Raw genomic sequence first — 26,266 nt, 5'->3', positions numbered from 1 at the left:
GTCAGGTCAACCGCAGCATGTGACTCGGGTCGTAGGCCTGGATCTGCGATACTCGACCGGCGGCGTGCTTGGCCACCCAATCGGCGTCGGCGAGCAGCGCACGACCGACCGCCACGAGATCGAATTCACCCTGCTCGAACCGGGTGAGCAGTTCGTCGATGCCGGTCACCTCGGCCGCATCGACACCGACACCCGCGGCGGCGAATACCCGGTCCAGGCCGACCGAACCGACCGCGATGGTCGGCAGCCCGGTCAGCTTCCGCGTCCACCCCGCCAGGCTGAGCTGCGGGTCGTGATCGGGGAACCCCGGAGACCAGAACCGGCGAGTGGACGGATGCAGGGCATCGACGCCGGCATCGACCAACGCACCGAGCAGCGCCGCCAAGTGATCCGGAGTTTCGGCGATCCGGGCGTCGTAGTCACCCGTTTTCCACTGCGAGTAGCGGAAGACGATCGGAAAGTCCGGGCCCACTACCCGGCGCACCGCACGAACGACCCGCTCGGCGAACACCCCCGGCCGCCCGTAGTCGTCGGTGCGCCGATTGGTCCGCGACCAGAAGAACTGATCGATCAAGTAGCCGTGCGCGCCGTGGATCTCCACCCCGTCGAATCCCACCGCACGGGCGAATTCGGCAGCGTGCGCATAGCATTCGATCAGGAACTCGATATCGGCGACGGTCAGGGCAACTCCGGACCGATCGCCGCTCGGCGTGATGCCGGACGGACCGACCGACAGCTGCTCGGGCCGATACTTCGGCTGGTCGCCACGAGCACTCCCCAGATGCCACAGCTGCGAGAAGATCTTCGCGCCGCCGGCGTGCACCGCCTCGACGACGCCGGCCCAGCCGGCCGCGGCCTCGTCGCCCCACAGGTGCGGGACTCGCCGACTCGGCCCGACCGCGGGATGGGGGATATAGGAACCCTCGGTGATGATCAGGCCGACACCGCCGGCCGCCCGGCGCGCGTAGTACCGGGCGACGTCGTCACCGGGCACACCGCCCGGTGAATACATCCGAGTCATCGGCGCCATCACGAATCGGTTCGGTATCCGCACCGAACCGATCGAGGTCGGGGTGAGCAGGTCGGTCACCTCTGTGGTCACGGATGTTCCTTTCGCTGCCGACGGTCACTCGGCGAGCAGATCCCACCGCAGCTCGAGTCTCGGCATCGATCGGCCCGGGCAGACTATCCCCGCTCGTCGCGCCGAACCAGCCACCGGCACCCCGCGTAGCCTGCAACCCATGCCGCCGTCCCCTGACAATCCACCGACCACCGGCCCCTTGGCCGGTGTCCGGGTGATCGAGCTCGGTACGTTGATCGCCGGGCCGTTCGGCGCACGGCTGCTCGGTGATCTGGGCGCCGATGTCGTGAAGGTCGAACCGCCGGGTGGTGGCGGGGATCCGTTGCGCACCTGGGGCCAGGCCGAAGTCGACGGCAATCGGTTCCACTGGACCACGTTGGCCCGCAACAAACGGTCGATCACACTGGACCTCCGCAGCGCGCGTGGCCGGGAACTGCTGTTGGACCTCGTCGAGCACAGCGACGTGGTGGTCGAGAATTTCCGGCCGGGCACCCTGGAACGCTGGAATCTCGGCTATGGGCAACTGCGCGAACGCAATCGAGGGATAATCCTGGCCCGGGTGTCCGGCTACGGCCAGACCGGGCCGAAAGCGCATCTACCCGGCTACGCCTCCGTCGCCGAATCAGTCAGCGGCTTAAGGCATCTCAACGGTTATCCGGGCCAAGCACCGCCCCGGCTGGCGCTGTCCCTCGGCGACAGCCTGGCCGGCATGTTCGCCGCGCAGGGCGTGCTGGCGGCTCTGTATCGACGGTCGGTCACCGGTGAAGGTCAGGTGGTCGACGTCGCGTTGACCGAGGCCTGTCTGGCCATCCAGGAGTCGACGATCTCGGACTACGCGATGGGCGGGGTGGTCCGCGGGCCGTCCGGCACGAGGTTGGACGGGATTGCGCCGTCCAACCTCTACCCGACCGAGGACGACACCTGGGTGCTGATCGCGGCGAACCAGGACACCGTGTTCGCCCGGCTCGCCGCCGCGATCGGCCGAACCGAGCTCGCCGACGACCCACGGTTCGTCGACCATCTAGCGCGCGGGCGCAACCAGGACGAACTCGACGCGATCATCGGCGACTGGTCGCGCACCCGTACCGCGGACGAGATCATCGCGCTGCTCGCCGAGGCCGGTGTGATCGCCGGGCGGGTGAACACGGTGGCCGACGTCGTCGCCGACCCACAGCTGCACGCCCGCGAGATGCTGGTCGACCATCACGACGAGCGAATCGGCCGACCGGTGCTCGGCGTCGGCGTGGTGCCGAAGTTCAGCGCCACTCCCGGCACCGTCCGCAACGCCGGGCCGCCGACCCCGGGCCACGACAATGCCGAGGTGTACGCGACGTTGCTCGGGCTCGATCTCGCCGAACAGCAGCGACTGCGCGATGCCAACGTGATCTGATCGTCGGCGGCAGGGCAGGATAAGGACCATGACCGACCCGGAAATCCACGAGCACATCAGCGCGCTCGTCGCCGAAGAGCATGAGCTGCGGACCCGGCTGTCGGCCGGTGAGATCGACCCGGCCGCCGAACAGGAACGACTCAACGCCCTGGAAACCCAGCTCGATCAGCTGTGGGACCTGTTGCGCCGGCGTCGCGCCCGACGAGAGTTCGGCGCCGAACCGGATGGTGTCGAGGAGCGGTCGGCCGACGAGGTCGAGGGTTACCTCAACTGACCCTCCGGTGCCCGGAGACTCGGAGACCACGCGGTCGGGGCCGGCGAATCAGGACGGCCGCTACACGTTGAAGCGGAACTCGACCACGTCCCCGTCGGCCATCACGTAGTCCTTACCCTCCATCCGTACTTTGCCCGCGGCTTTGGCGGCGGCCATCGAACCGGCCGCGACCAGGTCGGTGAACGACACCACCTCGGCCTTGATGAAGCCCTTCTCGAAGTCGGTATGGATCACGCCGGCCGCCTTCGGAGCGGTGTCACCGCGGTGGATGGTCCAGGCCCGGGCTTCCTTGGGCCCCGCAGTCAGATAGGTCTGCAGACCCAGGGTGTGAAAGCCTGCGCGGGCCAGGGCGTGCAGACCCGGCTCCAGCTGGCCGATCGACTCCAGCAACTCCGCCGCCGACTCGGCGTCCAGCTCCAGCAACTCGGCCTCGACCTTTGCGTCGAGGAACACGGCGTCCGCGGGCGCGACCGACGCACGCAACGCGGCCACCTTCGCCTCGTCGGTGAGGACCGATTCGTCGGAGTTGAATACGTACAAGAACGGCTTGGTGGTCAGTAGGGTCAGCTCGGACAACAGCGAGGTATCCAACTCGGCGCGCGCGGCGTACAGCGTGCGGCCGTTGTCCAGTACATCCCGGGCAGCAGCCGCAGCCTCGGCGACCGGCTTGCGCTCCTTGCGGACCTTCGCTTCCTTCTCCAGCCGTGGGATCGCTTTCTCCAGGGTCTGCAGGTCGGCGATGATCAACTCGGTCTCGATCACCTCGATGTCGGCGGCCGGATCGACCCGGCCGTCCACATGCACCACGTCGTCGTCGGCGAACACCCGCACCACCTGGCAGATCGCGTCCGCCTCACGAATGTTGGCGAGAAACTTGTTACCCAGCCCGGCGCCGTCGGAGGCGCCCTTGACAATCCCGGCAATATCGACGAACGACACGGTGGCCGGGACGATCCGCTCGGCGGAAAAGATCTCCGCCAGCTGCGCCAGCCTCGGGTCGGGCAGCGGTACGACGCCGACATTCGGCTCGATGGTGGCGAACGGGTAGTTCGCCGCCAGCACGTCGTTGTTGGTCAACGCATTGAACAGGGTGGACTTGCCGACGTTGGGCAGGCCGACGATGCCGAGGGTCAGGCTCACGGACGCAGCACTCTACGCCCCGGGCAGCTACGCGCTCGGCCCGGGCAGCCTCATCGAGGTAGCCGCGGTCAGGTCAGATGGAGCCAGCGTCCGACCGACGGCACGCCCGCAGCGCTCACGGCGAACACCTGATACCAGCCGGGCGGAGCAAGATTCGGGTTCGTCGGCATCCGGAGCGCACCTCCGACGATCTCCAGCGCGACCAACCGTTGTTCGGTATCGCAGGAGTGGGTGCACGCACCCGGGCGCATCAACTCGACCCGGCGCACCCCGCCGGTCATCGTTACCGCAAGGAGGTCACCGTAGCGGGCTTGGTCGCGAGACAGCGTCAGCGTCGGGCGGCGGCCGGCGAACAGATACGGCGGCCAGAACACCTCGATGCGCAGCTCTTCCGACTTGCGCACCGGGTTCGACCCGGCGGTGATCACCTTGCCGTCCGGGGTGAGCAGCGCGACCGAGTGGTAGAGCCGCGGCACCCGGGACTTCGCCGTATGCGTCCAGTTACCCGCGGCCGGATGGTAGATCTGCGCGTGATCGGGTGCGTCGTGCGCCATCTCCTCCATCCCGGAACCACCGGTCACGAGCACCGTCCGGTCGGGCAGGAGCACCGCGCTGACATGCATTCGGGCGTGGTCCATCGGCGGGCCCGGCCGATACGCCGGCGCCGCGGTCAGGTCGGCGATCCGCGTATCGGCGAGTGCCGGTGCCGGGCTGTGCATGTCGTATCCGCCGCCACCGAAGATCATCACCTGCTGGGATTGCGCCGGCGGCAGCAGCACGCTCGCCGCCTGGTTGCGCGAGCCCGGCTCGGCCAGTCCGGGAACTTCGGTCAGCGCACCGGTCGCCGGATCCCAGATCGAGGCCCGCACACCGTTGTTGCCGCCGTACTGGGCTCCCGAGTAGAACAGGCGGCCGTCGGCGAGCAGGACCAGGTGCGCGTACATCGGGATCGGTCCGGGCACCGGCCGCCGGGTCCACCTCCCGGTCGCTGGATCGAACGATTCCGGGACGACGCTGAGCTGATTGTCCGCGCCCAGACCGGACACCGCCAGCACCGTCCCGTCGCCCATGGTCACCAGCGTCGGATACCAGCGGCCGAAGTCCATATCCGATATCGCGGTCCAGGCCAGCGTGCCCGGATCGAAGATCAGGGCGTCGGTCAGCCCGTAGAAGGGGTCGTAGCGCTCGGTGCCACCGGCTGCCAGCAACCGACCGTCGGCGAGGAACGACTGCCCGACGCAGAACAGGTCGATCGGGGTGCTCGGCGCCGCCAGACCGGGCCGCGGATAGTGCCATACCCGAGTCCGGAAGATATGTGCCGCATGCTTGTCGGCGTCGTTACCGGAGCCGGCGAAGAACAGGACGTCGCCGGTGTGCAGCAACGCGGCGTGCACCGGGTTGATCTCGGTGTCGAAGTCGAGCAGTCGCCACACCCCCATGTGCGCGGCATGCTCGAGCTGCGTTTCGACAGCGAAAACTCGGAGCAGGCCGGAATTTCGACCGGTCGGGTTGTCCACGGCGAGCAGCACCAGCTCGCCGCCGACCACGTCGAGCGCAGCGCCCTGATTGTCCCAACCCCACCAATCGTCGACATGCGACCAGACGCCCCACCCGTCGACGCAGTGCCCCGAACCATCCAGGCCCCAGCCGATGCTGTAGACCCCCGCGTTCTGCTCGTTGGGGTTGTCCACCGCCAGCACGATGAGTTCCGGCCGCCCGTCACCGTCCAGATCGGTCACCGCGATCCCGGCACCTTGGTTGTCCCAGCCCCACCAATCCGGCACACCGACCCACGGGGTCCAGGCGCGCACCGAACCGTCGACCCGCAGGCCCTTGCCGAGCCGGAACTGGCCGGTGTTCTGCCCACCCGGATTGTCGACGGTGAGCAGCACCAGAGTCGGCTCACCGTCGAGCCGAGTGACAGCGATGTCCGCGCCCTGGTTCTCCCAGCCGTACCAGTCCGGGACGGCGATCCACGGGGTCCAGGACGCCACCGAACCGTCCGCCCGCAGATTCCGGCCGATCCGGTAGTAGCCCTGATTCTGCTGCGGCGGGTTGTCGACGACAAAGACGATCAGGTCCGGCTGTCCGCTGCCGTCCAGGTCCGCCAGCGCGATCCCGGCCCCCTGATTCTCCCAACCGAACCAGTCCGGGATCGGCCGCCACGCGGTCCAGGACGCGACCTCACCGGCGCCGCCGAGCGTGCGGCCGATCCGATACTGCCCGGCGTTCTGCCCGACCGGGTTGTCCACCATCAGGACCACGACATCCGACCGCCCGTCGCCGGTGAGGTCCGCAACCGCGATCCCGCAGTCCTGGTTCTCCCAGGCAAACCAATCGGGAATTCCTACATAGCCCCCTGCCATGCCTCCATTGAACGCCGTCGACCCGCGGCCCTACAGTGATCCAGCGCACATTTCGATCCAGCGCGAATTCCACCGGGAGGTCACCATGACCGTCGACGATGTCCGAGCCGACCGGCCGGCCGACGCGATCGAGTACCTACGCACCGATCCGGACCTGCCACCGGTCGGGGTGATCGACCGGTCCCCGATAACCCCGGCGAAGAAGGCACTGTTCGCCGGGGTCGCCGTGGTCGGGGCGGTGGCCTGGGCGATGATCGCGATCGTCCGGGGCGAGCACGTCAACGCAATCTGGCTCGTGCTCGCCGCGACCTGCACCTACGTGATCGCCTACCGCTTCTACGCCCGGCTGATCGAATACGGCGTGGTGCGTCCGCGGGACGACCGGGCGACCACCGCCGAGGTGCTGGAAAACGGCAAGGACTATCTCCCGATGGACCGTCGGGTCCTGTTCGGCCACCACTTCGCCGCGGTGGCGGGCGCCGGACCGCTGGTCGGGCCGGTTCTTGCGGCGCAGATGGGGTACCTGCCGGGCGTCATCTGGATCGTGGTCGGCGTGGTGTTCGCCGGCGCGGTGCAGGACTACCTGGTGCTCTGGGCATCGAACCGCCGGCGCGGGCGCAGCCTCGGCCAGATGGCCCGCGACGAACTCGGTGTGGTCGGCGGCGTCGCCGCGCTGGTCGGGGTACTGGTGATCATGATGATCCTGCTCGCCGTGCTGGCGCTGGTGGTGGTAAACGCGCTGGCCACCAGCCCGTGGGGAGTGTTCTCGATCGCGATGACGATCCCGATCGCACTGTTCATGGGGGTGTACCTGCGGTACCTGCGGCCCGGCCGCGTGTCGGAGGTGTCGCTGATCGGTTTCGTGTTGCTGCTGTTCGCGATCGTGGCCGGCAAGTGGGTAGGCGAATCAGGCTGGGGCGCGGACTGGTTCACCCTCACCCCGACCACCCTGTCGCTGCTGCTGGTGGGTTACGGCTTCCTCGCCTCGGTGCTACCGGTGTGGCTTTTGCTGGCACCACGCGACTATCTGTCCACCTTCATGAAGGTCGGGACGATCCTGCTGCTGGTGCTCGGCATCCTGATTGTGCGGCCCGTGTTGGACATGCCGGCGGTGACCTCGTTCGCCGGGTCCGGCGCAGGCCCGGTGTTCGCCGGTTCGCTCTTCCCGTTTCTGTTCATCACCATCGCCTGCGGTGCCCTGTCCGGCTTCCACGCCCTGATCGCATCGGGGACGACGCCGAAACTGCTGGCCAAGGAGTCACAGGCCCGGATGATCGGCTACGGCGGGATGCTCACCGAGTCACTGGTCGCGGTGATGGCGCTGATCGCTGCGTGCGTGCTGGATCAGCACCTCTACTTCGCGATCAACGCCCCGGCCGCGGCAACCGGCGGCACCCCGGACAAGGCCGCGCAGTACGTGAACGGACTCGGCCTGGCCGGGCCCCCGATCAGCGCGGACGAACTGGCCGACGCGGCCACCGATGTCGGCGAGAAAACGATGATCTCGCGCACCGGCGGCGCACCGACGTTTGCGATCGGGATGTCGGAGATCTTCCACCGATTCATCGGCGGCGAGAGCTTGCGGGCCTTCTGGTACCACTTCGCCATCATGTTCGAGGCGTTGTTCATCCTCACCACCATCGACGCCGGCACCCGGGTCGCCCGGTTCATGCTCACCGACACACTGGGCAACTTGGGCGGTCCGCTGGCGAAGTTCAAAGACCCCTCCTGGCGGACCGGCGCCTGGATCGGCTCGGCGATCGTCGTCGCCGCGTGGGGCTCCATCCTGCTTATGGGCGTGTCCGACCCGCTGGGCGGGATCAACACGCTGTTCCCGTTGTTCGGCATCGCCAACCAGTTGCTGGCGGCCATCGCACTCACCGTCGTGCTGACCATCGTGGTGAAGAAAGGGATGTTGCGCTGGGCCTGGATTCCGGCGATCCCGCTGGTCTGGGATCTCACCGTGACGATGACGGCGTCCTGGCAGAAGATCTTCTCCGCCGATCCGCGCCTGGGCTACTGGAAGCAGCACAGCCTCTGCCAGGCCGCACAAGATGCCGGCACGCTCTGCCTGACCGCGAAGAGCCCGGCCGACGTGGAGAAGATCGTGCGCAACACGTTCATCCAGGGCACCTTGTCGATCCTGTTCGCGGTGTTGGTGTTGATCGTTGCGCTGGCCGGCGCCCGGGTGTGTCTGCGTGCACTGCGCAGCGGCGGGGCGCCGACCACCGAAGCGCCGGAGGAACCGTCCAGGATCTTTGCGCCGAGCGGATTCGTCGCCACTCCAGCCGAACGAGCGGTGCAGCACGAATGGGACGAGCTGATCGCCGCCGGGACCATCCGGGCACCCGGCGCGGCTCGTTGACCGGCGCCGATCATGCGTATCCGGACCGCCCTGCGCGGGCTCACGTGGTGGTTCACGTCGGTGCTCGGCGACCACGATTACGCCGCCTACCTCGACCACATGCGCCGCAACCATCCGGGCAGCGCAGTGCTCGACGAGCGGAGGTACTGGCGGGAGCGCTACGCCGCCGCCGAGACCGACCCGAAGACTCGGTGTTGCTGAGACGATGATGCCCATCACCGGTGACCACATCGCCGGATACACCACGGTCGACACCCCGAGCGGCCCGTTCAGCGCGATCACGGCTGCCGACGGCGCGGTCCTCGCTTCCGGGTGGACCGACGAACTCGACGCGCTGATACCGCTGATCCACCCGACACTGCGGCCGACCGACGTCCGGCGCGCCCGTCTGGCAAACCTCACCGAGGCGGTTGTGGCGTATCACGAGGGCGAGCTCGCCGTCATCGATACCGTTGCGGTCCGGCAGGTATCCGGACCGTTCCTGACCACCGCCTGGGCCGTCCTGCGAACGGTGCCCGCCGGAGCACCGGTCAGCTACGCCGAGTTCGCGGCGCTCGCCGGCCGGCCGGCCGCGGCCCGGGGGGCGGCCAACGCCTGCGCCCGCAACGCCGCCGCGCTGTTCGTCCCGTGCCACCGGGTGGTGCGGACCGGCGGAGCGCTCGGCGGGTTTCGCTGGGGTCTGCCGGTCAAGCGTTGGCTGCCGGCACACGAGGCCTGATCCGACGCCGACCCGAGGTGGCATGCTGGTGCGATGTCCGAGGCGACCGAGATGCCGAAGTCCACCGAATCGATCCTGCCGGATCGTTCCAATGTCGTCAGTCGCGCGGTGGTCCAGCTGGCACTCGCGTCGACCTGCTTGATCGTGATCGCCGCGGCGGCGTGGGTGCTCGCCTGGTCGATCGGCGAGTTCTGGGTCATCCTGCTGCCGGTGGTCCTGGCGGTGATCGTCGCCACGGTGCTCTGGCCGGTCGTCCGAGTCCTGCGCAACGTCGGGCTCCCAGCGGCCGCGGCCGCGAGCCTCGCTTTGGTGGCGATGATCGGTGTTCTGGTCGGGGTGATCGCCCTGATCGTTCCGACGGTGGTGAGCCAGGTCCCGGAGATCGCCGACCAGGCCACGACGGGCGTCAACCAGGTCCGGGACTGGCTTCAAGGCCCGCCGTTGAACATCGGCGACGAGCAGTTGGGTTCGGCGGTGGACGCGATCGTGAGCCGGGTGCAGTCGAGTGCGTCGTCGATCGCATCCGGGGTGTTCACCGGGGTCAGCACGGCGACGTCGGTCCTGATCACGCTGTTCCTGGTGCTCGTTCTCAGCTTCTTCTTCGTGAAGGACGGGCCACAGTTTCTGCCCTGGCTGAACCGGCACGCCGGCCCACGGACCGGGCGTCATCTGGAGATCGTGCTCGGCCGGGCCTGGATCACCCTCGGCGGCTTCATCCGGACTCAGGCGGTGGTCAGCCTCGTCGACGCGGTGCTGATCGGTGGCGGCTTGATGATCCTGCGCGTCCCGCTGGCGCTCGCCTTGGCGGTGATCACCTTCGTCGCCGGTTTCGTTCCGGTGGTCGGCGCCTTCGTCGCCGGCACGTTGGCGGTGTTGATCGCACTGGTCACGAAGGGCTTTACGACGGCTTTGATCGTCCTGGTGCTGATCATCGTGGTTCAGCAGGTGGAAGGAAACGTGCTCCAGCCGATGTTGCAGAGCAAGAGCATGAACCTGCATCCGGTGGTCGTGCTGCTCGCGGTCACGGCCGGTGGGTCGTTGTACGGCATCGTCGGCGCCTTCCTCGCCGTCCCGGTCACCGCCGTCGCCGCAGTGGTGCTCCGCTATCTCGGCGAGCAGGTCGATCTCCTGACCACGGCCGGCGACGAGTTCGGCGCGGAAGAATCAGGCCAGGACGAACTCGGTGAGGAAGAATCGGTGACCACCTCGCCGGCGCCCGCCGAGTGATCGTTCGGCCCGATGAGTCGGGATCCGTTGCGCCCCCGGACGACATGCAGTCGAGTCGGGATTCGCTGACGTAGCTCGTCGAGATGGCTGACGATCCCGACCACTCGGCCGTCGGCACGCAACTCGTCGAGCACCCCCATGACCGCGTCGAGCGATGTGTCGTCGAGCGAACCGAAACCCTCGTCGATGAACAGCGTGTCCAAGACCCGGCCGCCCGATTCCGCGGCCACGGTGTCGGCCAGACCGAGTGCCAGCGCAAGAGATGCGATGAACGTCTCGCCGCCGGAGAGCGTCTTCGCCGGCCGAATCGTTCCGGTGTAGTCGTCGCGCACATGCAGACCCAATCCGCCACGGCGTCCACGCGGGCCCGCGTCGTCGGAGTGGACGAACTCGTAGCGGCCGTCGGTCATACTGCGCAACCGGATCGAGGCCGCCACGGCGACCTCCTCCAGGCGGGCGGCCAGTACGTAGGACCGCAGCGTCATCCGGCGCGAGTTGCTGCCTCGACCGGCGACCACTTCCGCGATCTCGGCCAGCTCGGAATGCCGGGCCTGCACCGGAGCAAGTGCCTCGACGGCGGCCGTCAGCGGAACGATCAGTTCCTCCAGCTGGCGAACACACTGCTCCGCGCGGTCGGCGACCGCGATCGCCGTGTCCCGAACCCGTTCGGCGTCCGCCACTGCGGCCGCACACCGATCGAGATCGGCCTCCGGTGCCGCCGCAGCCGCGACGACCGTCGGTTCGGCCAAGACCGCCTCGGCGCTGGTTCGGCGCCGCTCGACCACCGCCAGCAACTCCGCCAACTCGGCGACCCGCCCGGCCGGACGAATCGCGGCCGCAACGTCGTCCGAACCGGCGAAACCCGCTACTCGCGCTCGCTCGACCGCCCGCTCCGCGGCTCGGACCGCGACCGTCGCGGTCGTTGCCGCCGTGGCACGGGCTGCCTGCAACCGACCGGCCGCCCGGATCAACCGGCCCAGTCGACGTTGCCGGGCGTCGAGCCCGTCGTCAGCGCCACATGCTGCCACGACCCGCGCCCGGATCTCCGCGATCTGCCGGCCGTTCGCCTCGATCCGCTCGACGGTCGAGCCGAGTTCGGCCTCGACCGCCCGGCATTGCTCGTATCCGCCTGCCTGTTCTTCGCGCAGTCGGGCAACCTCGGCCAGCAGCCCGTCGACCCGATCGGCCGCCGCGGACGCGGTGGCAAGCCGGCGCCGGGCGGCGGTCGATACCTCTGCCAGCAGTCCTGGGTCAGCGTCGGCACAGCGAGCCACGAGCGCCTCGATCTCTCGATCGAGCTCGGCAAGCGCCGCGACCGCCGCGGCCAATGCACCGGCTGCGGCCGCCTCGGCGCGAACGGCGGCCCGTTCGTCCGCATCCCGCACCGACCCGGCCATCGGCGCGGCGGGGGCCGGATGAACCCGGGATCCACACACCGCGCAGGGCGAGTCGTCGGCGAGTCCGGCAGCGAGTTCGGCGGCCATTCCCGCGAGCCGCCGCTCACGGAGATCGAGTAGCCGTTCACGCGCATCGGCATGCTCGGTCCGGCAATCGGCGACCCGCGTCGCGGCCGTCTGCCGGGCTTGCCGATGCGGGATCAGCCGCTGCGCCGCGTGGAGTGCGTCGGTGCTGCGTTCGACCTCGACGCGATGGCCGGCCAGCGCCCCCGCTGCCGCGGCGGCCTCGGCGGAGGCCTGCTCGGCGACGGCCAACTCGGCCGGCACCGCGGCGATTCGAGCTACCAGCTGGTCGCGCCGGCGAGACAATCGGCGATGGTGATCCGACCATTCATCGTGCTGCAGCGACAGCTCGTCGGCCCGCCGCGCATCGGCGGCCAGCGCCTCCAGGCCGCCGAGCTCGGTGCTCCACCTGTGCGCTGCTGTTTCCGGATCGTCGAGGGCGTCGGCGCCGCCCGGAATTGCCGTGAGGTCCGCGGTGGCCGCGGTCTGCGCCCGAGCGGCGGCATCCGCAGCGGCCTGCGCGTCGTGCGCGTCTGCGATGTGCGTGGCGACCGGCTCGGCGCGTCGGGCGGCCGCCAGCTCGTCGGCGACGCCGACATGGTCGGCCGCACTCGCAGCCAACTCGGCCAGACATCGACGCGCATCGGCGGCCCGGCGCTGGGCGTCGGCGGTGCGCTGGGTCGCGGCGAACGCGGCCGACGTTTGCCGCGCCGCCCGGTCGCTGCGCATGCGAGCTTGCTGAGCCTCGGTCACTGCAGACCGGGCTCGGTCGAGACAGTTGGCTGCCCAGCGAACCGCGCCGGCCGGTTCGTCCGGTCCGGCCGTCTGCGCGACCTGGCAGATCTGCGATACCAGCCGCTCGATCTGCTGTCCTCGATCGGCGAGGTCGGCCGCACTCGCCCGCCGGTGGTCGGCCAGCCATTGCTCGGCCACGGCAAACCGCTCGGTCGCGAACAATCGCCCCAACAATGCTTCGCGGTCTTCGTTTTCCGCCCGCAAGAATCGCGCGAACTCCCCCTGTGGCAACAAAACCACCTGGAAGAACTGGTCGGCGCTCATCCCGAGCAGAGCGTTCACCGCATCACCGATCTCGGGTATCCGGCTCAGATGCACCCCGCTCCCGTCCAGCCACTCCAGCGTGGCTCGGGCCGGCTCGACCCGCTCCCCGTCACCACGCCGTTTCGGCCGTCGAAATTCCGGCCGCCGGACGATCCGCAACCGTCGACCGGCCAGCGTCGCCTCGAGTGCAACCTGTGGTGCGACCGTCGCCGCAGCATGATCGGACTGCAGCCGCTTCGCTTCCCGCCGGACGCCGGGCACCGTGCCGAAGAGCGCGAAGGCAACGGCGTCGAGCACGGTCGACTTCCCGGCGCCGGTCTGGCCGTGTAACAAGAACACCCCGTCGGCGCCGAGCTCGTCGAAATCCACCACCGCCGTGCCGGCGAACGGGCCGAATGCGGTCATCTCCAGCCGATGCAGCCTCACGCCGACTGCCGTTCGGTCGCATCGCCCGGATGCTCGGACTCCACCGCTGCCGCGGTCAGCGCCCGGTCCAGCCAGTCGAGCTCGCCCGGCGTCGCGCGGTCCCGCACGTCGGCGACGAACCGCCGCGCGATCTCCAGGTCGGACCGGCCCCGCACCCGTTCGCGGTAGCACAACTGGGTACCCGCCGTCGGACGCTCCCACTCGAGATGCACGGCATGGGGGAAGCGGGCACGCAGCCGGCGCATGGGGTCGGCGGGCCGGGTCGGGTCGGTCAGCACCGCCGACACGTAATGATCCTCGAACCGCGACAGCGCCGAATCGGTCAGCAGCTGATCGAGCTCGCCGGTGATCCGGGCGAGCTGCCGCGATACCGGGAGGTCGTGCCGTATGACGGTCACGGCGCCGACCTCGTCGAGATCGATCATCCAGACCGCCTTGGCCTGCGCTCCCTCGGCAAACGAGTACGGCAATGGTGACCCCGAGTAGCGGATCCGCGGATCGATGGTCTGCGGCGAGTGGAGATGACCGAGCGCGACGTAGTCGATCCCCGCGAACAGCTCGGCCGGCACCGTCTCCACTCCCCCCACCGCGATCGTCCGCTCGGACCCCGCGGCCGCACCGCCCTGCACGAAGGCATGCGACAGGACGACCGACCGAATACCCGGGCGGCCGGCGCGGTCGGCATGGATCCGAGCCATCGCCGCCGTCAAGATGTCTGCGTGCGAGCGAGCGTCGGGGACGTCGAGCTCGCCGCGAGCGAGGTCCGGCTCCAGGTAGGGGATGCCGTAGAAGGCGACCGGGCCGTCCGCATCGGCGAGCAGGACCGGATCGGCAACATCGGCGACGCGGGTACGCAGATGCAGCCCGCCCGCGGCGGCAAAAGCTGCGCCGGCCCCGAGCCGCGCCGGCGAGTCGTGATTTCCGGACGTCGCGACGATGTGCGCCCCGGCGGCGCGGATCGCCGCCAAGCCGTCGTTACAGACGGTGATCGCCTCGACTCCGGGCACCGAGCGGTCGTAGATGTCGCCGGGCACCACCACCACATCGACGCCGTGCGTACCGACCAGATCGGCGATGGCGGCCAGCGCCGCGGCTTGGTCGGCGAGCAGGTCGACGCCGTGCAGCGTTCGGCCGATGTGCCAATCGGAGGTATGCAAGATCCGCATGGCGCCGACGGTAAGGGAAGCCACCGACAGACTCGTCCGACCACGCCGTCGAACACCCGTGCGGACGTTTCTGTCGGTGGGGCGCGGCACCATCGACCCATGACGACTTCGACCGCCTCGGTTCTGCTGCTGACCCTCGGCTGCGGTATCGCGCTGGGTTGGCTGTTGCGCGAGTACGTGGGCCGGACCGTCTGGCGGCGGCAGGACGAGCTGAGCGGCCGGATCGGCACGCTGGTCGATCCGTTGCGGAATGCACTCGACGAATTGACCGAACACATCGACCTGGTCGAGCAGAACCGGACCCAGTCCTACGCCGGGCTGCGCGAGCAGGTCGCGGGGATGCAGCGCACCTCCGAGCTGTTGTCGGAACGGACCGGTCAGCTGGTTGCCGCGCTGCGCTCTCCGCAGACCCGCGGCCGCTGGGGTGAGATCCAGCTGGAACGGGTCGTCGAGTTGTCCGGGATGGCCCGGTATTGCGACTTCGACACGCAGATCGAGATCGATGGTCGCCGCCCGGATCTGGTGGTCCGGCTGTCGGGTGACCGCCGGATCGTGGTCGATGCCAAAGTACCGTTCGATGCATATCTGGACGCGATCCAAGCCGAACAACCGGCCGAGCGGACCCGGCATCGAGCTCGACATGCGCAGGCGTTGCGCGGTCACGTCGACCAGCTCGCGGCGAAACGGTATTGGGCCGCATTCGATCGGGTACCCGAGTTCGTGGTGCTGTTCCTGCCCGGCGACGCGTTCCTCGACGCGGCGCTGTCCACCGACGCCGGACTGCTCGACCACGCCTTCGGCCGGAATGTGATCCTTGCTACACCGACGACGCTGATCGCGCTGCTCCGCACCATCGCACACGGCTGGCGACAACAGGCCCTCTCGGAGAACGCGGCGACCATCCAGCGGCTGGGTCGCGAGCTCTACGAGCGGATCGGTGTCGTCGGTCGGGATCTCGACCGACTGGGCTCTCAGCTGGGCAAGTCGGTCGACGCGTTCAATCGCGTGGTGGTCGCCACCGACGATCGGGTTTTGGCCACCGCCCGCGAACTCGCCGGTCTCGAGCTGTTCGAGAGCCCGGTGTCGCCGACCCGACGGGTTACCCGACGCCCGGTATCCGGCGGACCGGACCCGAGCACGCCAGCTGAGCACAACACCGACAACTCGGCCAATTCAAGATCAACAACTGGCGCCGACGATGAAATTCGATGATCAACAGTTAATGTCGTGTTGTGGCAGTTTCCCGACGAGCGCGCTCCGGAGTCGACGTCGCGGCGCAGTCGATCGTTCCTTCGGTGCCGGGAGTGCCGGCCGTCGGCGCAGTGTTGGTGGCGGTCGCATTCATGCTCGTCGGCTTTCTCATCGACGCGGCGACCGGCTCCGACCTGACCCGGGTGTTCGAGGTCTTCTTCATCGGTGGCTGTGTCGTAGCGGCATGCTTCGTGCGGTACCGGGCCTTGTTCACGGCGATGGTGCAACCCCCGCTGCTGCTGTTCGTCGCGGTGCCCCTCGCGTATCAATATTTCACCGAGGGTGGTTCCACGTCGTTGAAGAACATTGCGCTCAATGTCGCCATACCGCTGGTCAACCGATTCCCGATGATGCTGATGGCCACCACCGCCGCCGTCGCGGTCGGGGCCTTGCGGATCTACCTGGTCCACCAACGTCCGGACGGCACCGATGGGCGGTCGGGATCGGGCCGTCGTGTCGTCGATCGGCGGCCGCGTGGCCGAGGGCCCACCGAGCGACGCGACCGACCTCGTGGCGGCGGACAGACAAGCGGCCGGCGCAGCCGAACCAAGAACGGCCGGCAAGCTACCTCGACCTATCCGGGCGAGCAGCCCACCGGCCGACGAGACGGGAAACCGGAGCGGCCGCCGGCCACCGATCGCCTACCGACCCGAGCCGAATCCCGAGTGGCCCGGCCGGGCGGCGGACGCGGACAGCGTCATGTCGATCCCGCTGCACGAGCGGCACCGCGAGGCCCGGGCGCCGGGTGGGCGCCGTTCCCGGTCGACTCTCCACCCCAGCCGGTGACCACGTCACCTCGGCCCGAGCAGTACTTCGCCGGGTCGACCGACTACCGCTCGGCGGCTCTTCCGGTGCGAAATCCCGCGCCGGGCCGACATGCGCGCGCCGATCGCGCTCTCGACCCCGCCGAGAATTACGCAACACCGATGGCCGAGCCACGCACCGCACAGGCGCGCTACTCGGACTACTGATACTCGCGGCGTCAGCGCTGCGCGCGAGCTTCCCGCAGCTCGCGGGGCAACGCGAATACCAACGTCTCGTTGGCGGTGGTGACCGGAAGCACCGAACCGAACCCGTGCTCGGCGAGCAGGTCGAGCACACCCCGCACCAGAATCTCCGGCACCGAGGCACCGGAGGTGACGCCGATCGTCGCCACCCCGGCAAGCCAGGCCGGATCCACCTCGCGTGCATAGTCCACCAGATGAGCCGCGCCGGCGCCGGCACCCAACGCCACCTCGACCAAGCGCACCGAATTCGACGAGTTACGCGAACCGACCACGATCACCAGGTCGCACTCGGCCGCCATCGCCTTCACCGCCACCTGTCGGTTCTGCGTCGCGTAGCAGATGTCGTCACTCGGCGGATCCTGCAGATCCGGAAATCGCTCCCGCAGCCGAGCGACGGTTGCCATGGTCTCGTCCACGCTGAGCGTGGTCTGGGACAGCCAGACCACTTTCGATTCGTCCCGCACGGTCACCGCGTCCACGGCGTCCGGACCGTCGACCAGTCGAACGTGGTCCGGCGCCTCACCGGCGGTGCCCTCGACCTCTTCGTGCCCCTCGTGCCCGATCAGCAGGATGTCGTAGTCGTCCCGGGCGAAGCGCTTCGCTTCCTGGTGCACCTTGGTCACCAGCGGGCAGGTCGCATCGATCGTGCGCAGTTCTCGTTCGGCGGCCGAGCGATGTACGGCCGGCGACACTCCGTGCGCCGAAAACACCAACAGCCCGCCGATCGGCACCTCGTCGGTCTCCTCGACGAACACCACTCCGCGCTCGGCCAAGGTCTGCACGACGTGCCGGTTGTGCACGATCTCTTTGCGTACGTAAATCGGCGCGCCGTGCTTTTCCAGCGCCCGCTCCACGGTCTCCACTGCCCGATCCACCCCGGCGCAGTAACCGCGCGGTTCGGCCAGCAACACCCGTTTGCCGGTGGCTCCGCCGGTAGCGGTCCGGACGATACCGACATCGAGCGTGACCTGATCCGCCATGCGACCCACGATACGGCCCACCCCGCGCTACCCATCGTCTGGATCATCGGGCAGGCTTGGGAGCATGGCTCGTCCCCCGTTCCTGGCCCGACTCGCTGCCGGAGCTGCGGTCTATGCAGCCGAGGAAGCCCGCAAACTACCCGGTGCGGTGGTGAAGCTGCCGATGACCGCGCTCAGCAGCACGGCACAGAACGCGATGCATCTTCAGCAGTTCATCACCAGCCTGGCAATCAAGGGCGATACCGCGCTGAGCCGATGGACCGATCAACCGGTCGAACAACCCGAGTGGGCCACGTTCGACGACGACGAGCCGACGACATCGAACACCACGCCGGGTCGGTTCGCGCTCTATTCGATGCCGCCGACCGCAGCCACCGCACCGGTCAACGGGTCGGACCGCAGCACGGTTGCGGAACCGGCGGTCGCCGAACGAATCGATTACGCGTCACTCACCCTGGCTCAGCTGCGTGCTCGGCTCCCCGACATCTCGGCACCGGAGCTGGCCGAGTTGCTCGCCTACGAGGAGGTGACCTTGGCTCGGGCACCGTTCGTGACCATGCTGACGAATCGGATCGCGACCGCGACCGCGACGTGACCGAGGCCGCCGCACCGGACACGCGAACCGACAACTCCGCCGATCAACCCTGGCCGGTCCGAACCGTCGCGATCAAGATCGCCCAGTGGATCGACCGCCTCGGCAGCGTCTGGGTAGAGGGTCAGTTGACCCAGATCACCATCCGGCCACGTGCGGCCTATCTGGTCCTTCGCGATCCGGCAGCCGATATGTCCCTGTCGGTCAGCTGCCCGCCCGAGTTGCTGCACGCGGCGCCGGTCCCGCTCACCGAGGGCAGCCGGGTGATCGTGTACGGCAAGCTCGCGTTCTATACCGGACGTGGGCAGGTGTCGTTTCGGATCAGCGAGATCCGGGCCGTCGGGATCGGTGAGCTTCTTGCCCGGCTGGAGCGGCTGAAGGCCCTGCTGAACGCGGAGGGCCTGTTCGATCCGGCGCGCAAAAGACCGCTGCCGTTCTTGCCCCGGGCGGTCGGCCTGATCACCGGCCGGGCCGGCGCCGCCGAACGCGATGTGCTCGCGGTGTCCCGAAACCGCTGGCCGGCAGTCGAGTTCGTGATTCGAAACGTTCCGGTGCAAGGTCCGACCGCAGTTCCACAGATCCTCGGCGCGTTGGCCAATCTGGACCGGGACCCGGCTGTCGAGGTGATCGTCCTCGCCCGCGGCGGCGGCAGCGTGGAGGACCTGCTGCCGTTCTCCGACGAGACGCTGTGCCGGGCGATCGCCGCCTGCCGGACGCCGGTGGTGAGCGCGATCGGACACGAACCGGACAACCCGTTGAGCGACTACGTCGCCGATCTGCGCGCCGCCACACCGACCGATGCCGCGAAACATGTGGTACCCGACGCGGCTGCCGAGCAGACTCGGGTGATCGAACTACGTGCCCGGTCCGCCGCCGCACTGCGCGGCTGGGTCGAACGCGAGACGGCGACCCTGGCTCATGTGCGCAGCCGTCCGGTGCTGGCCGAGCCGATGCGCCGGATCGACGAGCGCAACGACGAGATCGCCCAGCTCCGGGCAGCGGCTCGACGGGACATCCGACGCGCGACCGAGACCGAGGCCACCCGGGTGGTTCACCTGTCCGAACGAGTCGCCGCGCTGGGCCCGGCGGCGACCCTGGCCCGGGGTTACGCGGTGGTGCAACGGGTTGCCGGCCCGGCCGACATGGCCGTGGTTCGCTCGGTGACGGACGCACCGCCCGGCAGCCAGCTACGCATCCGGGTCGGCGACGGCGCGTTGCGCGCCGCGACACTCGGCAACGACACATTCGGCAGCGACAAGCTCGAAAGGGACAATTCATGACCACCGGGAACGGTTCGGCCGCGGACCCGACAGCCGGCGAGATCGCCACCTTGGGCTACGAACAGGCGCGCGACGAGCTGGTCGACGTGGTGAAGGCGCTCGAACAGGGCGGCCTGGACCTCGACGCTTCTCTCGCCCTCTGGGAGCGAGGAGAGGCGTTGGCCAACCGATGTGAGGAACATCTCGCCGGCGCGCGGCGCCGGATCGCGACCGCACTCGACGCCGCCGAGGATCCCGATCGATCCGAATCGGACCGCGGCACGCCTACCGGGCAAGCGGGGTAGCCGCGCCGACGGAGGTCGCCAGCGTGGTGTATTCGGCGTCGTCGGCGGACCCGCGGAGCAACACCCGGGCCGCACCGAAGTCGGTGACCCAGACCTGTTCGCTGCCCGGCTCGGCATAGATCGCCCAGCGGCGGCCGGCAATCTCGCGCGAGCCCGTGACGCTGCGCTGCCCGGCGACGAACGACACCAGGTCGTCGGCGTCGGCATCGCTCTGGGTGAGTTGCAGGTAATGGCCGGGCGGCGTGATGAAACCGACCGTGCTGGCGATCCGATCGCCGCCCACGGTGCCCTGACTGCCGGAGTTGGACCGCCAGTCCGCCGGCACCTGCGGATCCCGAATCGGGAAGTTCAGCGACTCGGCGTCCGAGCGCAGCGCGGCGTGCACATCGAAGTTCGGGATCTGCCCCTGAGTCGGGCCGCCGGGCGCGAACTGACACTGACTGACCAGCCCGGCGAATGCCAGACAGAGCAGGACCAGCGGAGCAAGCGAAAAAACCATGTCACGCTGACTACGCAGGAATCGAGGTCGATCGCGGGCCACGAGCCCGAGTATTCCAGGCCGTTCCCGGCGGCAGTCGACCTGCCCGGCCGGGCAGCCCGGTCGGATTCTTCTGCGAGAATCAGACCATCCGCATTTGCGACAAGTTCGCCGCACGCTCAGGAGGCAGCCCGCATGACGGCCACACCGACCCCGCGCCACCGCGAGGCACCCGACCGTAACCTGGCGCTGGAGCTTGTCCGCGTCACCGAGGCCGGCGCGATGGCCGCCGGCCGCTGGGTCGGCCGGGGCGACAAGGAGGGTGGCGATGCCGCGGCGGTCGACGCCATGCGGCAGCTGGTCAGCTCGGTATCGATGAACGGCGTGGTGGTGATCGGCGAGGGTGAGAAGGACGAAGCGCCCATGCTGTACAACGGCGAGCAGGTGGGCAACGGCGACGGCCCGGACTGCGACTTCGCAGTAGATCCGATCGACGGGACAACGCTGATGTCGAAAGGCTCACCGGGCGCGATCTCGGTGCTTGCGGTCGCCGAGCGCGGCACCATGTTCGACCCGTCCGCGGTGTTCTACATGGAGAAGATCGCCGTCGGTCCCGACGCCGCCGACGCGATCGATCTGGCCGCGCCGATCAGCGAGAATCTGCGCCGCGTCGCGAAAGCGAAACGTTCTTCGATCGCCGACTTGACCGTCTGCATCCTCGACCGGCCCCGACACCACGAGCTGATTCAGCAGGTACGCAATGCCGGCGCTCGAATCCGACTGATTTCGGACGGCGACGTCGCCGGCGCCATCGCCGCCGCACGCCCGGATTCCGGCACCGACATGCTGGTCGGAATCGGCGGCACCCCGGAAGGGATCATCGCGGCCGCGGCCATGCGCTGCATGGGCGGTGCGCTGCAGGGTCGGCTGGCGCCGAAGGATCCGGCCGAGCGGGCGAAGGCGCTCGACGCCGGCTACGACCTCGATCGGGTTCTGCAGACCGAAGATCTGGTGTCCGGCGAGAACGTCTTCTTCTGCGCGACCGGTGTCACCGATGGTGACCTGCTGCGTGGTGCCCGATATTTCGGCGGCGGCGCCGCCACTCACTCGATCGTGATGCGCTCGAAATCCGGCACAGTGCGGATGATCGACGCCTACCACCGGCTGACCAAGCTGCGCGAGTATTCGGCGGTCGACTTCGTCGGCGACGACGACGCCGACCCACCGATGCCCTGACCTGGCCCGTGGTCTCCGCCGCCGCTACGGCAGCGGAGTCATGCTGCTGCCGGTGCCGACCTGCGCGCTACCGGTCGAGATCGCCGCGGCGGCCTTCTGCGGTCCGGCGCTGCCGGTGAAGACCGAACTCAGACCGACCGGAACCGGTCGGATTCCGAGATCGGACAACGGATCGGCTTGCGCGGTTCCGGCGACGCCGAGCATCGCGCCGCCCGCCGAGACGGTGGCGAGACCGGTCAGCAGAACGCGCTTTCCCGCGTGCTCCTCGGTCCGATGGTGCTTTCCGGCCATAGCGTTCTCCTTCATTGGAATCTCGAGACAGATCACAGAACGAAAACAAACAGGCAACAGCAGAGCTACCCGAAAAGCTAACACTTGACTAAAAGTTGCGGCGGGTGCGCCGCTCCGTGTCGGCGGTTTCAGCCGGTGGGCGTCACGGCCGCAGCGATGAGTCGGCCCCCGGCGTCGGCCCGACTCAGTGCACCGGGCGAATCGGCCGCTGGCAGGCCTTCAACGACACCGCGAGTACCAGATCGTCCAGCATCGTGATCATCGTCTCGTCGTTGCCGTCGACCAACCAGCGCAGGATCATGCCCTGGAGCAGGGACAGCGCGAATACCGCGATCGCCTCGACCGGCTCCAGCCAGATCGTCTTGGACAAGAGCGCACAATGGTTGAGGAAACCGATCATCTCGGCGTCCATCATCCGGTACTGCTCGCGCGCCACCCGATCCGCGTCCTGCGCCGCAGGCGCCGTGGTCCAACGCCGGCGCAGCGCATGGATGGTCAGCTCGTAGGTCAACGTCTGTTCGGCTGGGGTCGACTCGATCCGCGGCCAGATCGCACTCATTCCGGCATGCAGGAGCACCCGCAGTGCACGCAGTCCGTCCACGTCCAACGAGCCCGCCGCCGCGATGACCGCCTCCCGCATCGCGCCGTAGAGATGAAACACGATCTGGTCGCCCACCGCGGCCAGCAATGATTCCCGATCCTCGAACAACCCGTAGATGTCCCGCACTGTCGTCCCGGCGGCGTGGGCAACCGCACGGTCGGTAATGGCATCGATGCCATTACGGGACGCGATCGCGATAGCAGCGTTGATCACACGGTCGACGGCCGTGTCATCCGCGATCTTGTTGATCATATCGTCAGCTTACTGGCAGCAATCCGGACCACGGACTGTTTTAACGCGCTGGCCTGCATAATGGCGATGAAATATCCTCGGCCCCGTGGGTGGCACCGCCGTCGTCGATCACACTCCCGACGATATCCGCGAATGGGCGCTCCCGAGGTTCGGTCGCAGTGACAAATCGGTGCTGTTCGCCACACCGGGCGGTGACCGGCGCCGGGAATCTGCGGGCCCGCCGGTCGCGCGGACGTGATACCGAAAGGCCGACCGGCTGTCCGGAACGAAGCGTTCGGGTCGGCCGACCCCGGCGTTCAGCTGCGGCTTGCCGGCCCCGGGCTACCGTGGTGACGTGACCTCGGCCTTGGACGATCCGTACCGACTGGACGGCGCCTGGAACTTTCGCGACGTCGGCGGGCTACGCACGATCGACGGCGGCACCACTCGCCCGGGCGTGTTGTTCCGCTCGTCCCAGCTCAGCGGTCTGACCGACGCGGCGCGTCGCGAGCTCGACGTCCTCGGCATCGCCGACGTCTTCGACCTGCGACGGAACCGGGAGATCGAGGTGCTGGGCGCAGATCTGCTATCGCACCGAATTCGGTTGCACAACACCCCGTTCGAGCCCCGACATCTCGACGACGCACCGCATGAGCGACCGACCAGCGCCGAGCAAGCGGTGGCCGAGTTGAGCTCGGCCTACGCCCAGTTCGCGGTGTGCGACGAGGCCGCCCAGGCGATCGTCCGGATCGCCCGTGCCGTCGCCGATGGTTCCGCCGGCGTGCTGGTGCACTGTGCGGCCGGTAAGGACCGCACCGGCTGGCTCACCGCGGTGTTGTTGCGCGCGGTGGGCGTCACCGAACCCGAGGTGCAAGCCGACTACCTACGCAGCAACGCGGCGGTGCCGGATCTGGTGAAGATGATCGCGGTCCCGCCGGCCGATCTCCCCATACCCGAGGAGATGCTGGGCGTTCGGTTGGCGTATCTCGCCGCCGCAGATGATGCGGTTCGCGACCGGCACGGCGATTTCGCCGGCTATCTTGGCGGGATCGGGCTGAACCGCGACCTGGTCGACCGGCTGAGACAGCGACTGGTCGGCCCCGCTCAGGTGCCGCTGTAGCGCGCCTTACCCGGGCCGTCCTGCAGGAAACTGGCCACGCCACCACGCAGATCGTCGGTCCCGAACAACGCCCCGGACACCGTCGGAGTGATCGAGTCGGCGTGCGATACCCCGCCTGATCGCCAGGCCGCGATGATCCGCTTGGTCGCATCGTGGGCCCGGGTCGGACCGTCGGCCAGTCGCTGCGCCAGAGCCGCGGCGGCCGCGCCTACGTCCTCGTGGATGGCGTTGACCACCCCCCACTCGCGCATCGTCGCCGCGTCGTACAGGTCTCCGGTCAGCACCAGCTCGCGCGCTCGGCCGGAGCCCGCGCGCTCCGCCAGGCGCTGCGGACCGCCCATCGACGGCGTCAGTCCGACCACGATCTCGACCAGCCCGAACTTGGCTTCCGGCGCGGCCAGAATCAGATCGCAAGCCAGCGCGATCTCGAACGCAGCCGTCAAGGTGAGCGCGTGCGCAGCAAACACCACCGGACACGGCAACGCCTCGATCGGATCGACGATCTGGTCGAACAATCGCTGCCAGAGCTGCCGGCCCTGATCGGGGGTGACACCGGCGAAGTCGTGCACGTCGACTCCGCCGGATACGACCCGTCCTTCCGCGCGTAGTAGCAGTGCCCGCGGCGGATCGGCGGTGAGCGTCGCGAGGTCGGCGGCAATCGAGTTCAGCATGGCCGCGTCGAACAGGTTCAACGGGGGTTGGTTTATCACCAGGGTCGCGACTCGCGCCCCGCGCGCGGTGGTGGATTCGTCGATCCGCGTGGGTTTCGCCGTGCTCATCCGGCCAGCCTAGGTGATGCGGCAGCGACCTCTTGCGACGACGGACGGTCGACCGGTCGACTCGACGACCGGTGCCGGACGAACAGCACGGAGGCCACCAACCCGATCAGCAGCACCGACGCCGGCAGCAACATCGACTCGGCCAACGCTTCGGCAAACGGTTTCCGGACGAACTCGGGAAGCGGGCCGGCCTGGCCTTCGCTCGCGCCGCCGGACAGTCCATGAGCTGCCAGACGCGCCGTGATCAAGGCGCCGATCGCAGCGCTGCCCAGCACCGATCCGACCTGCCGGGTCGTGTTGTAGATGCCCGACCCGGCGCCGGCATCCGTGACCGGTAGATCGTGCGTGGCGGTCGCTCCGAGCGACGGCCAGACACAGGCGTTGCCGATGCCCATCAGCATGATCGGCAGCACCAACTGCCAAACCGGGGTGTCGACCGCCATGATCGCCGACAGCCAGAACAGCCCGCCGGAGAAGCAGGCGAAACCGATCATCGGCAGATACCGCGGATGCATCTGGTCGATCAGCCGGCCGACCACCGGGGCCAGCACCATCGACATCACCGCCATCGGGGCGAACACCAATGCCGCCCGGGTCGGCGACATCTCCTGCACCGCCTCCAGATAGAAGAAGCCCGGCAGCATCAGCCCGGTCACCGCGGCACCCATTGCCATGATCGCGATATTGGCGAGGGAGAAATTCCGCACCCGGAACAGCACGAGCGGCACCAGCGGCTCGTGGCTGCTCCGCGCCTCGTAGACCACGAACCCGACCAGAACGACCAGCCCGCCGACGATCATCGTCCAGATACCGGCCGACCAATCGTATCTGTTGCCTTCCTGCAGCCCGAAGACCAGGAGGAACAGGCCGACAGCGGAGATCACCACACCCGGGATGTCGAACCGGTGATCGCGAGTCGGCAGCTCCGGGACGAACCGAAGCGCGAGCACGAACGCCAACACTCCGACCGGAACGTTGATGAAGAAGATCCACTCCCAGCCGAACCCGTCCACCAACACGCCGCCGGCCAGCGGACCGACCAACGTGGCCACCCCGGCGACCGCGCCCCAGGCGCCCATCGCCTGCCCCCGCTTGGCGGGCGGGAAGATCCGGGTGATCACCGCCATCGTCTGCGGACTCATCATCGCCGCCCCCAGCCCCTGCACCGCCCGGGCCGCGATCAGCATGCCGATACTGCCGGACAGGCCACACCACAGCGACGCGAGAGTGAACACCGTCAGGCCGGTCAGGTAGATCCGCTTGGGTCCGATCTTGTCGCCGAGCCGGCCGGCAACCAGCAGCGGCACCGCGAAGGTGAGCAGGTAGGCGCTGGTCACCCAGACCACACCCGAGATGTCGGTGTGCAGATCAGCCATGATCGCCGGGTTGGCGACCGCGACGATGGTGAGATCCAGCAAGATCATGAAGAAGCCGAGACACAGCGTTGCGAGGGCACGCCACGGG

General features: G+C 68.6%; 24 protein-coding genes and 1 pseudogene. 14 read left to right on the top strand and 11 right to left on the bottom strand.

Features of this window, described 5'->3' with window-relative positions:
• Position 1 precedes the first annotated feature (1 nt).
• Entirely contained in the window at positions 2–1,102 is a 1,101-nt protein-coding gene (locus tag KV203_RS04620; RefSeq protein WP_066468470.1) for an oxidoreductase, read from the bottom strand.
• Positions 1,103–1,241: 139 nt separating this feature from the next.
• Here KV203_RS04620 and KV203_RS04615 point away from each other — a divergent pair, with 139 nt between their 5' ends.
• The gene (locus KV203_RS04615) at positions 1,242–2,471 is read left to right on the top strand and encodes a CaiB/BaiF CoA transferase family protein (RefSeq protein WP_066468472.1); all 1,230 of its coding nucleotides are present in this window, start codon (positions 1,242–1,244) and stop codon (positions 2,469–2,471) included.
• Positions 2,472–2,499: 28 nt separating this feature from the next.
• Positions 2,500–2,745, top strand: a complete 246-nt coding sequence (locus KV203_RS04610; RefSeq protein ID WP_066468474.1) for a DUF2630 family protein — start codon at positions 2,500–2,502, stop codon at positions 2,743–2,745.
• A 60-nt stretch (positions 2,746–2,805) separates the two neighbouring features.
• Here KV203_RS04610 and ychF read toward each other — a convergent pair whose 3' ends face one another.
• Positions 2,806–3,885, bottom strand: a complete 1,080-nt coding sequence (ychF, locus tag KV203_RS04605; protein WP_066468477.1) for a redox-regulated ATPase YchF — start codon at positions 3,883–3,885, stop codon at positions 2,806–2,808.
• Between the two features lie 68 nt (positions 3,886–3,953).
• The gene (locus tag KV203_RS04600) at positions 3,954–6,251 is read right to left on the bottom strand and encodes a galactose oxidase-like domain-containing protein (RefSeq protein ID WP_066468480.1); all 2,298 of its coding nucleotides are present in this window, start codon (positions 6,249–6,251) and stop codon (positions 3,954–3,956) included.
• Positions 6,252–6,336: 85 nt separating this feature from the next.
• Between KV203_RS04600 and KV203_RS04595 the strand changes: the two genes are divergently transcribed.
• The 4 genes from KV203_RS04595 to KV203_RS19560 are packed head-to-tail and all read left to right on the top strand — an operon-like array spanning position 6,337 to position 10,561.
• Positions 6,337–8,616: a carbon starvation CstA family protein gene (locus KV203_RS04595; protein ID WP_066468778.1), complete on the top strand. Its 2,280-nt coding sequence runs from the start codon at positions 6,337–6,339 to the stop codon at positions 8,614–8,616.
• A 12-nt stretch (positions 8,617–8,628) separates the two neighbouring features.
• Positions 8,629–8,817 carry a YbdD/YjiX family protein gene (locus tag KV203_RS04590; RefSeq protein ID WP_066468481.1) on the top strand — a complete coding sequence of 63 codons (189 nt, stop codon included), beginning with the start codon at positions 8,629–8,631 and terminating at the stop codon, positions 8,815–8,817.
• Between the two features lie 7 nt (positions 8,818–8,824).
• Complete coding sequence (locus tag KV203_RS04585; protein WP_066468780.1) at positions 8,825–9,334, top strand: methylated-DNA--[protein]-cysteine S-methyltransferase; 510 nt, start codon at positions 8,825–8,827, stop codon at positions 9,332–9,334.
• A 33-nt stretch (positions 9,335–9,367) separates the two neighbouring features.
• Positions 9,368–10,561, top strand: a complete 1,194-nt coding sequence (locus KV203_RS19560) for an AI-2E family transporter (RefSeq protein WP_066468483.1) — start codon at positions 9,368–9,370, stop codon at positions 10,559–10,561.
• A gap of 14 nt (positions 10,562–10,575) precedes the next feature.
• On the opposite strand, the pseudogene KV203_RS04580 reads toward KV203_RS19560, so the two are convergent.
• Together KV203_RS04580 and KV203_RS04575 are read right to left on the bottom strand one after the other, a co-directional pair.
• A pseudogene (locus KV203_RS04580) lies at positions 10,576–13,506 on the bottom strand (AAA family ATPase); the annotation flags it as partial.
• Positions 13,503–14,672, bottom strand: a complete 1,170-nt coding sequence (locus KV203_RS04575; RefSeq protein ID WP_066468485.1) for an exonuclease SbcCD subunit D — start codon at positions 14,670–14,672, stop codon at positions 13,503–13,505. The pseudogene KV203_RS04580 and the gene KV203_RS04575, both read right to left, overlap by 4 nt.
• Before the next feature lie 99 nt (positions 14,673–14,771).
• Here KV203_RS04575 and KV203_RS04570 point away from each other — a divergent pair, with 99 nt between their 5' ends.
• Together KV203_RS04570 and KV203_RS04565 are read left to right on the top strand one after the other, a co-directional pair.
• On the top strand, positions 14,772–15,884 hold the full coding sequence (locus KV203_RS04570) for a DNA recombination protein RmuC (RefSeq protein ID WP_066468487.1): 1,113 nt from the start codon (positions 14,772–14,774) through the stop codon (positions 15,882–15,884).
• 20 nt (positions 15,885–15,904) lie between these two features.
• A complete protein-coding gene (locus tag KV203_RS04565) occupies positions 15,905–16,894 on the top strand; it encodes a DUF6542 domain-containing protein (protein WP_157079731.1) in 990 nt (329 codons plus the stop codon).
• 11 nt (positions 16,895–16,905) lie between these two features.
• Here KV203_RS04565 and KV203_RS04560 read toward each other — a convergent pair whose 3' ends face one another.
• On the bottom strand, positions 16,906–17,910 hold the full coding sequence (locus tag KV203_RS04560; protein WP_066468491.1) for a 4-hydroxy-3-methylbut-2-enyl diphosphate reductase: 1,005 nt from the start codon (positions 17,908–17,910) through the stop codon (positions 16,906–16,908).
• Between the two features lie 64 nt (positions 17,911–17,974).
• Between KV203_RS04560 and KV203_RS04555 the strand changes: the two genes are divergently transcribed.
• The 3 genes from KV203_RS04555 to KV203_RS04545 are packed head-to-tail and all read left to right on the top strand — an operon-like array spanning position 17,975 to position 20,066.
• Positions 17,975–18,505 (top strand): lipid droplet-associated protein, encoded by a 531-nt coding sequence (locus KV203_RS04555; protein ID WP_066468494.1) that lies wholly within the window; start codon positions 17,975–17,977, stop codon positions 18,503–18,505.
• Positions 18,502–19,782, top strand: a complete 1,281-nt coding sequence (xseA, locus tag KV203_RS04550; RefSeq protein ID WP_066468496.1) for an exodeoxyribonuclease VII large subunit — start codon at positions 18,502–18,504, stop codon at positions 19,780–19,782. Before KV203_RS04555 ends, xseA begins: the two co-directional genes overlap by 4 nt.
• A complete protein-coding gene (locus tag KV203_RS04545; protein ID WP_066468498.1) occupies positions 19,779–20,066 on the top strand; it encodes an exodeoxyribonuclease VII small subunit in 288 nt (95 codons plus the stop codon). Before xseA ends, KV203_RS04545 begins: the two co-directional genes overlap by 4 nt.
• Here the strand turns inward: KV203_RS04545 and KV203_RS04540 are convergent.
• The gene (locus tag KV203_RS04540; RefSeq protein WP_066468500.1) at positions 20,047–20,565 is read right to left on the bottom strand and encodes a DUF4245 domain-containing protein; all 519 of its coding nucleotides are present in this window, start codon (positions 20,563–20,565) and stop codon (positions 20,047–20,049) included. The genes KV203_RS04545 and KV203_RS04540 overlap by 20 nt on opposite strands.
• Positions 20,566–20,739: 174 nt before the next feature.
• Here KV203_RS04540 and glpX point away from each other — a divergent pair, with 174 nt between their 5' ends.
• Entirely contained in the window at positions 20,740–21,780 is a 1,041-nt protein-coding gene (gene glpX, locus KV203_RS04535; protein WP_066468504.1) for a class II fructose-bisphosphatase, read from the top strand.
• Between the two features lie 24 nt (positions 21,781–21,804).
• Here glpX and KV203_RS04530 read toward each other — a convergent pair whose 3' ends face one another.
• Positions 21,805–22,071, bottom strand: a complete 267-nt coding sequence (locus KV203_RS04530) for a hypothetical protein (RefSeq protein WP_066468505.1) — start codon at positions 22,069–22,071, stop codon at positions 21,805–21,807.
• Between the two features lie 184 nt (positions 22,072–22,255).
• Positions 22,256–22,924, bottom strand: coding sequence for a TetR family transcriptional regulator (locus KV203_RS04525; protein ID WP_066468506.1), 669 nt, complete (start codon positions 22,922–22,924; stop codon positions 22,256–22,258).
• An 85-nt stretch (positions 22,925–23,009) separates the two neighbouring features.
• Here KV203_RS04525 and KV203_RS04520 point away from each other — a divergent pair, with 85 nt between their 5' ends.
• Both KV203_RS04520 and KV203_RS04515 read left to right on the top strand, forming a co-directional pair.
• Entirely contained in the window at positions 23,010–23,162 is a 153-nt protein-coding gene (locus KV203_RS04520) for a hypothetical protein (protein ID WP_218821014.1), read from the top strand.
• A 96-nt stretch (positions 23,163–23,258) separates the two neighbouring features.
• Positions 23,259–24,023, top strand: a complete 765-nt coding sequence (locus KV203_RS04515) for a tyrosine-protein phosphatase (RefSeq protein ID WP_066468508.1) — start codon at positions 23,259–23,261, stop codon at positions 24,021–24,023.
• On the opposite strand, the gene KV203_RS04510 is transcribed toward KV203_RS04515, so the two are convergent.
• Complete coding sequence (locus tag KV203_RS04510) at positions 24,008–24,802, bottom strand: enoyl-CoA hydratase/isomerase family protein (RefSeq protein ID WP_066468510.1); 795 nt, start codon at positions 24,800–24,802, stop codon at positions 24,008–24,010. The genes KV203_RS04515 and KV203_RS04510 overlap by 16 nt on opposite strands.
• Positions 24,799–26,226 carry an MFS transporter gene (locus tag KV203_RS04505; RefSeq protein WP_066468782.1) on the bottom strand — a complete coding sequence of 476 codons (1,428 nt, stop codon included), beginning with the start codon at positions 26,224–26,226 and terminating at the stop codon, positions 24,799–24,801. Before KV203_RS04505 ends, KV203_RS04510 begins: the two co-directional genes overlap by 4 nt.
• Between the last annotated feature and the right edge of the window lie 40 nt (positions 26,227–26,266).

Origin of the sequence: Skermania piniformis (genome assembly GCF_019285775.1) — a bacterium.
Taxonomy (GTDB): Bacteria; Actinomycetota; Actinomycetes; order Mycobacteriales; family Mycobacteriaceae; genus Skermania; species Skermania pinensis.
The sequence above is the reverse complement of the archived record's forward strand: the minus strand, read 5'-3'. Positions and strand labels throughout refer to the sequence as shown.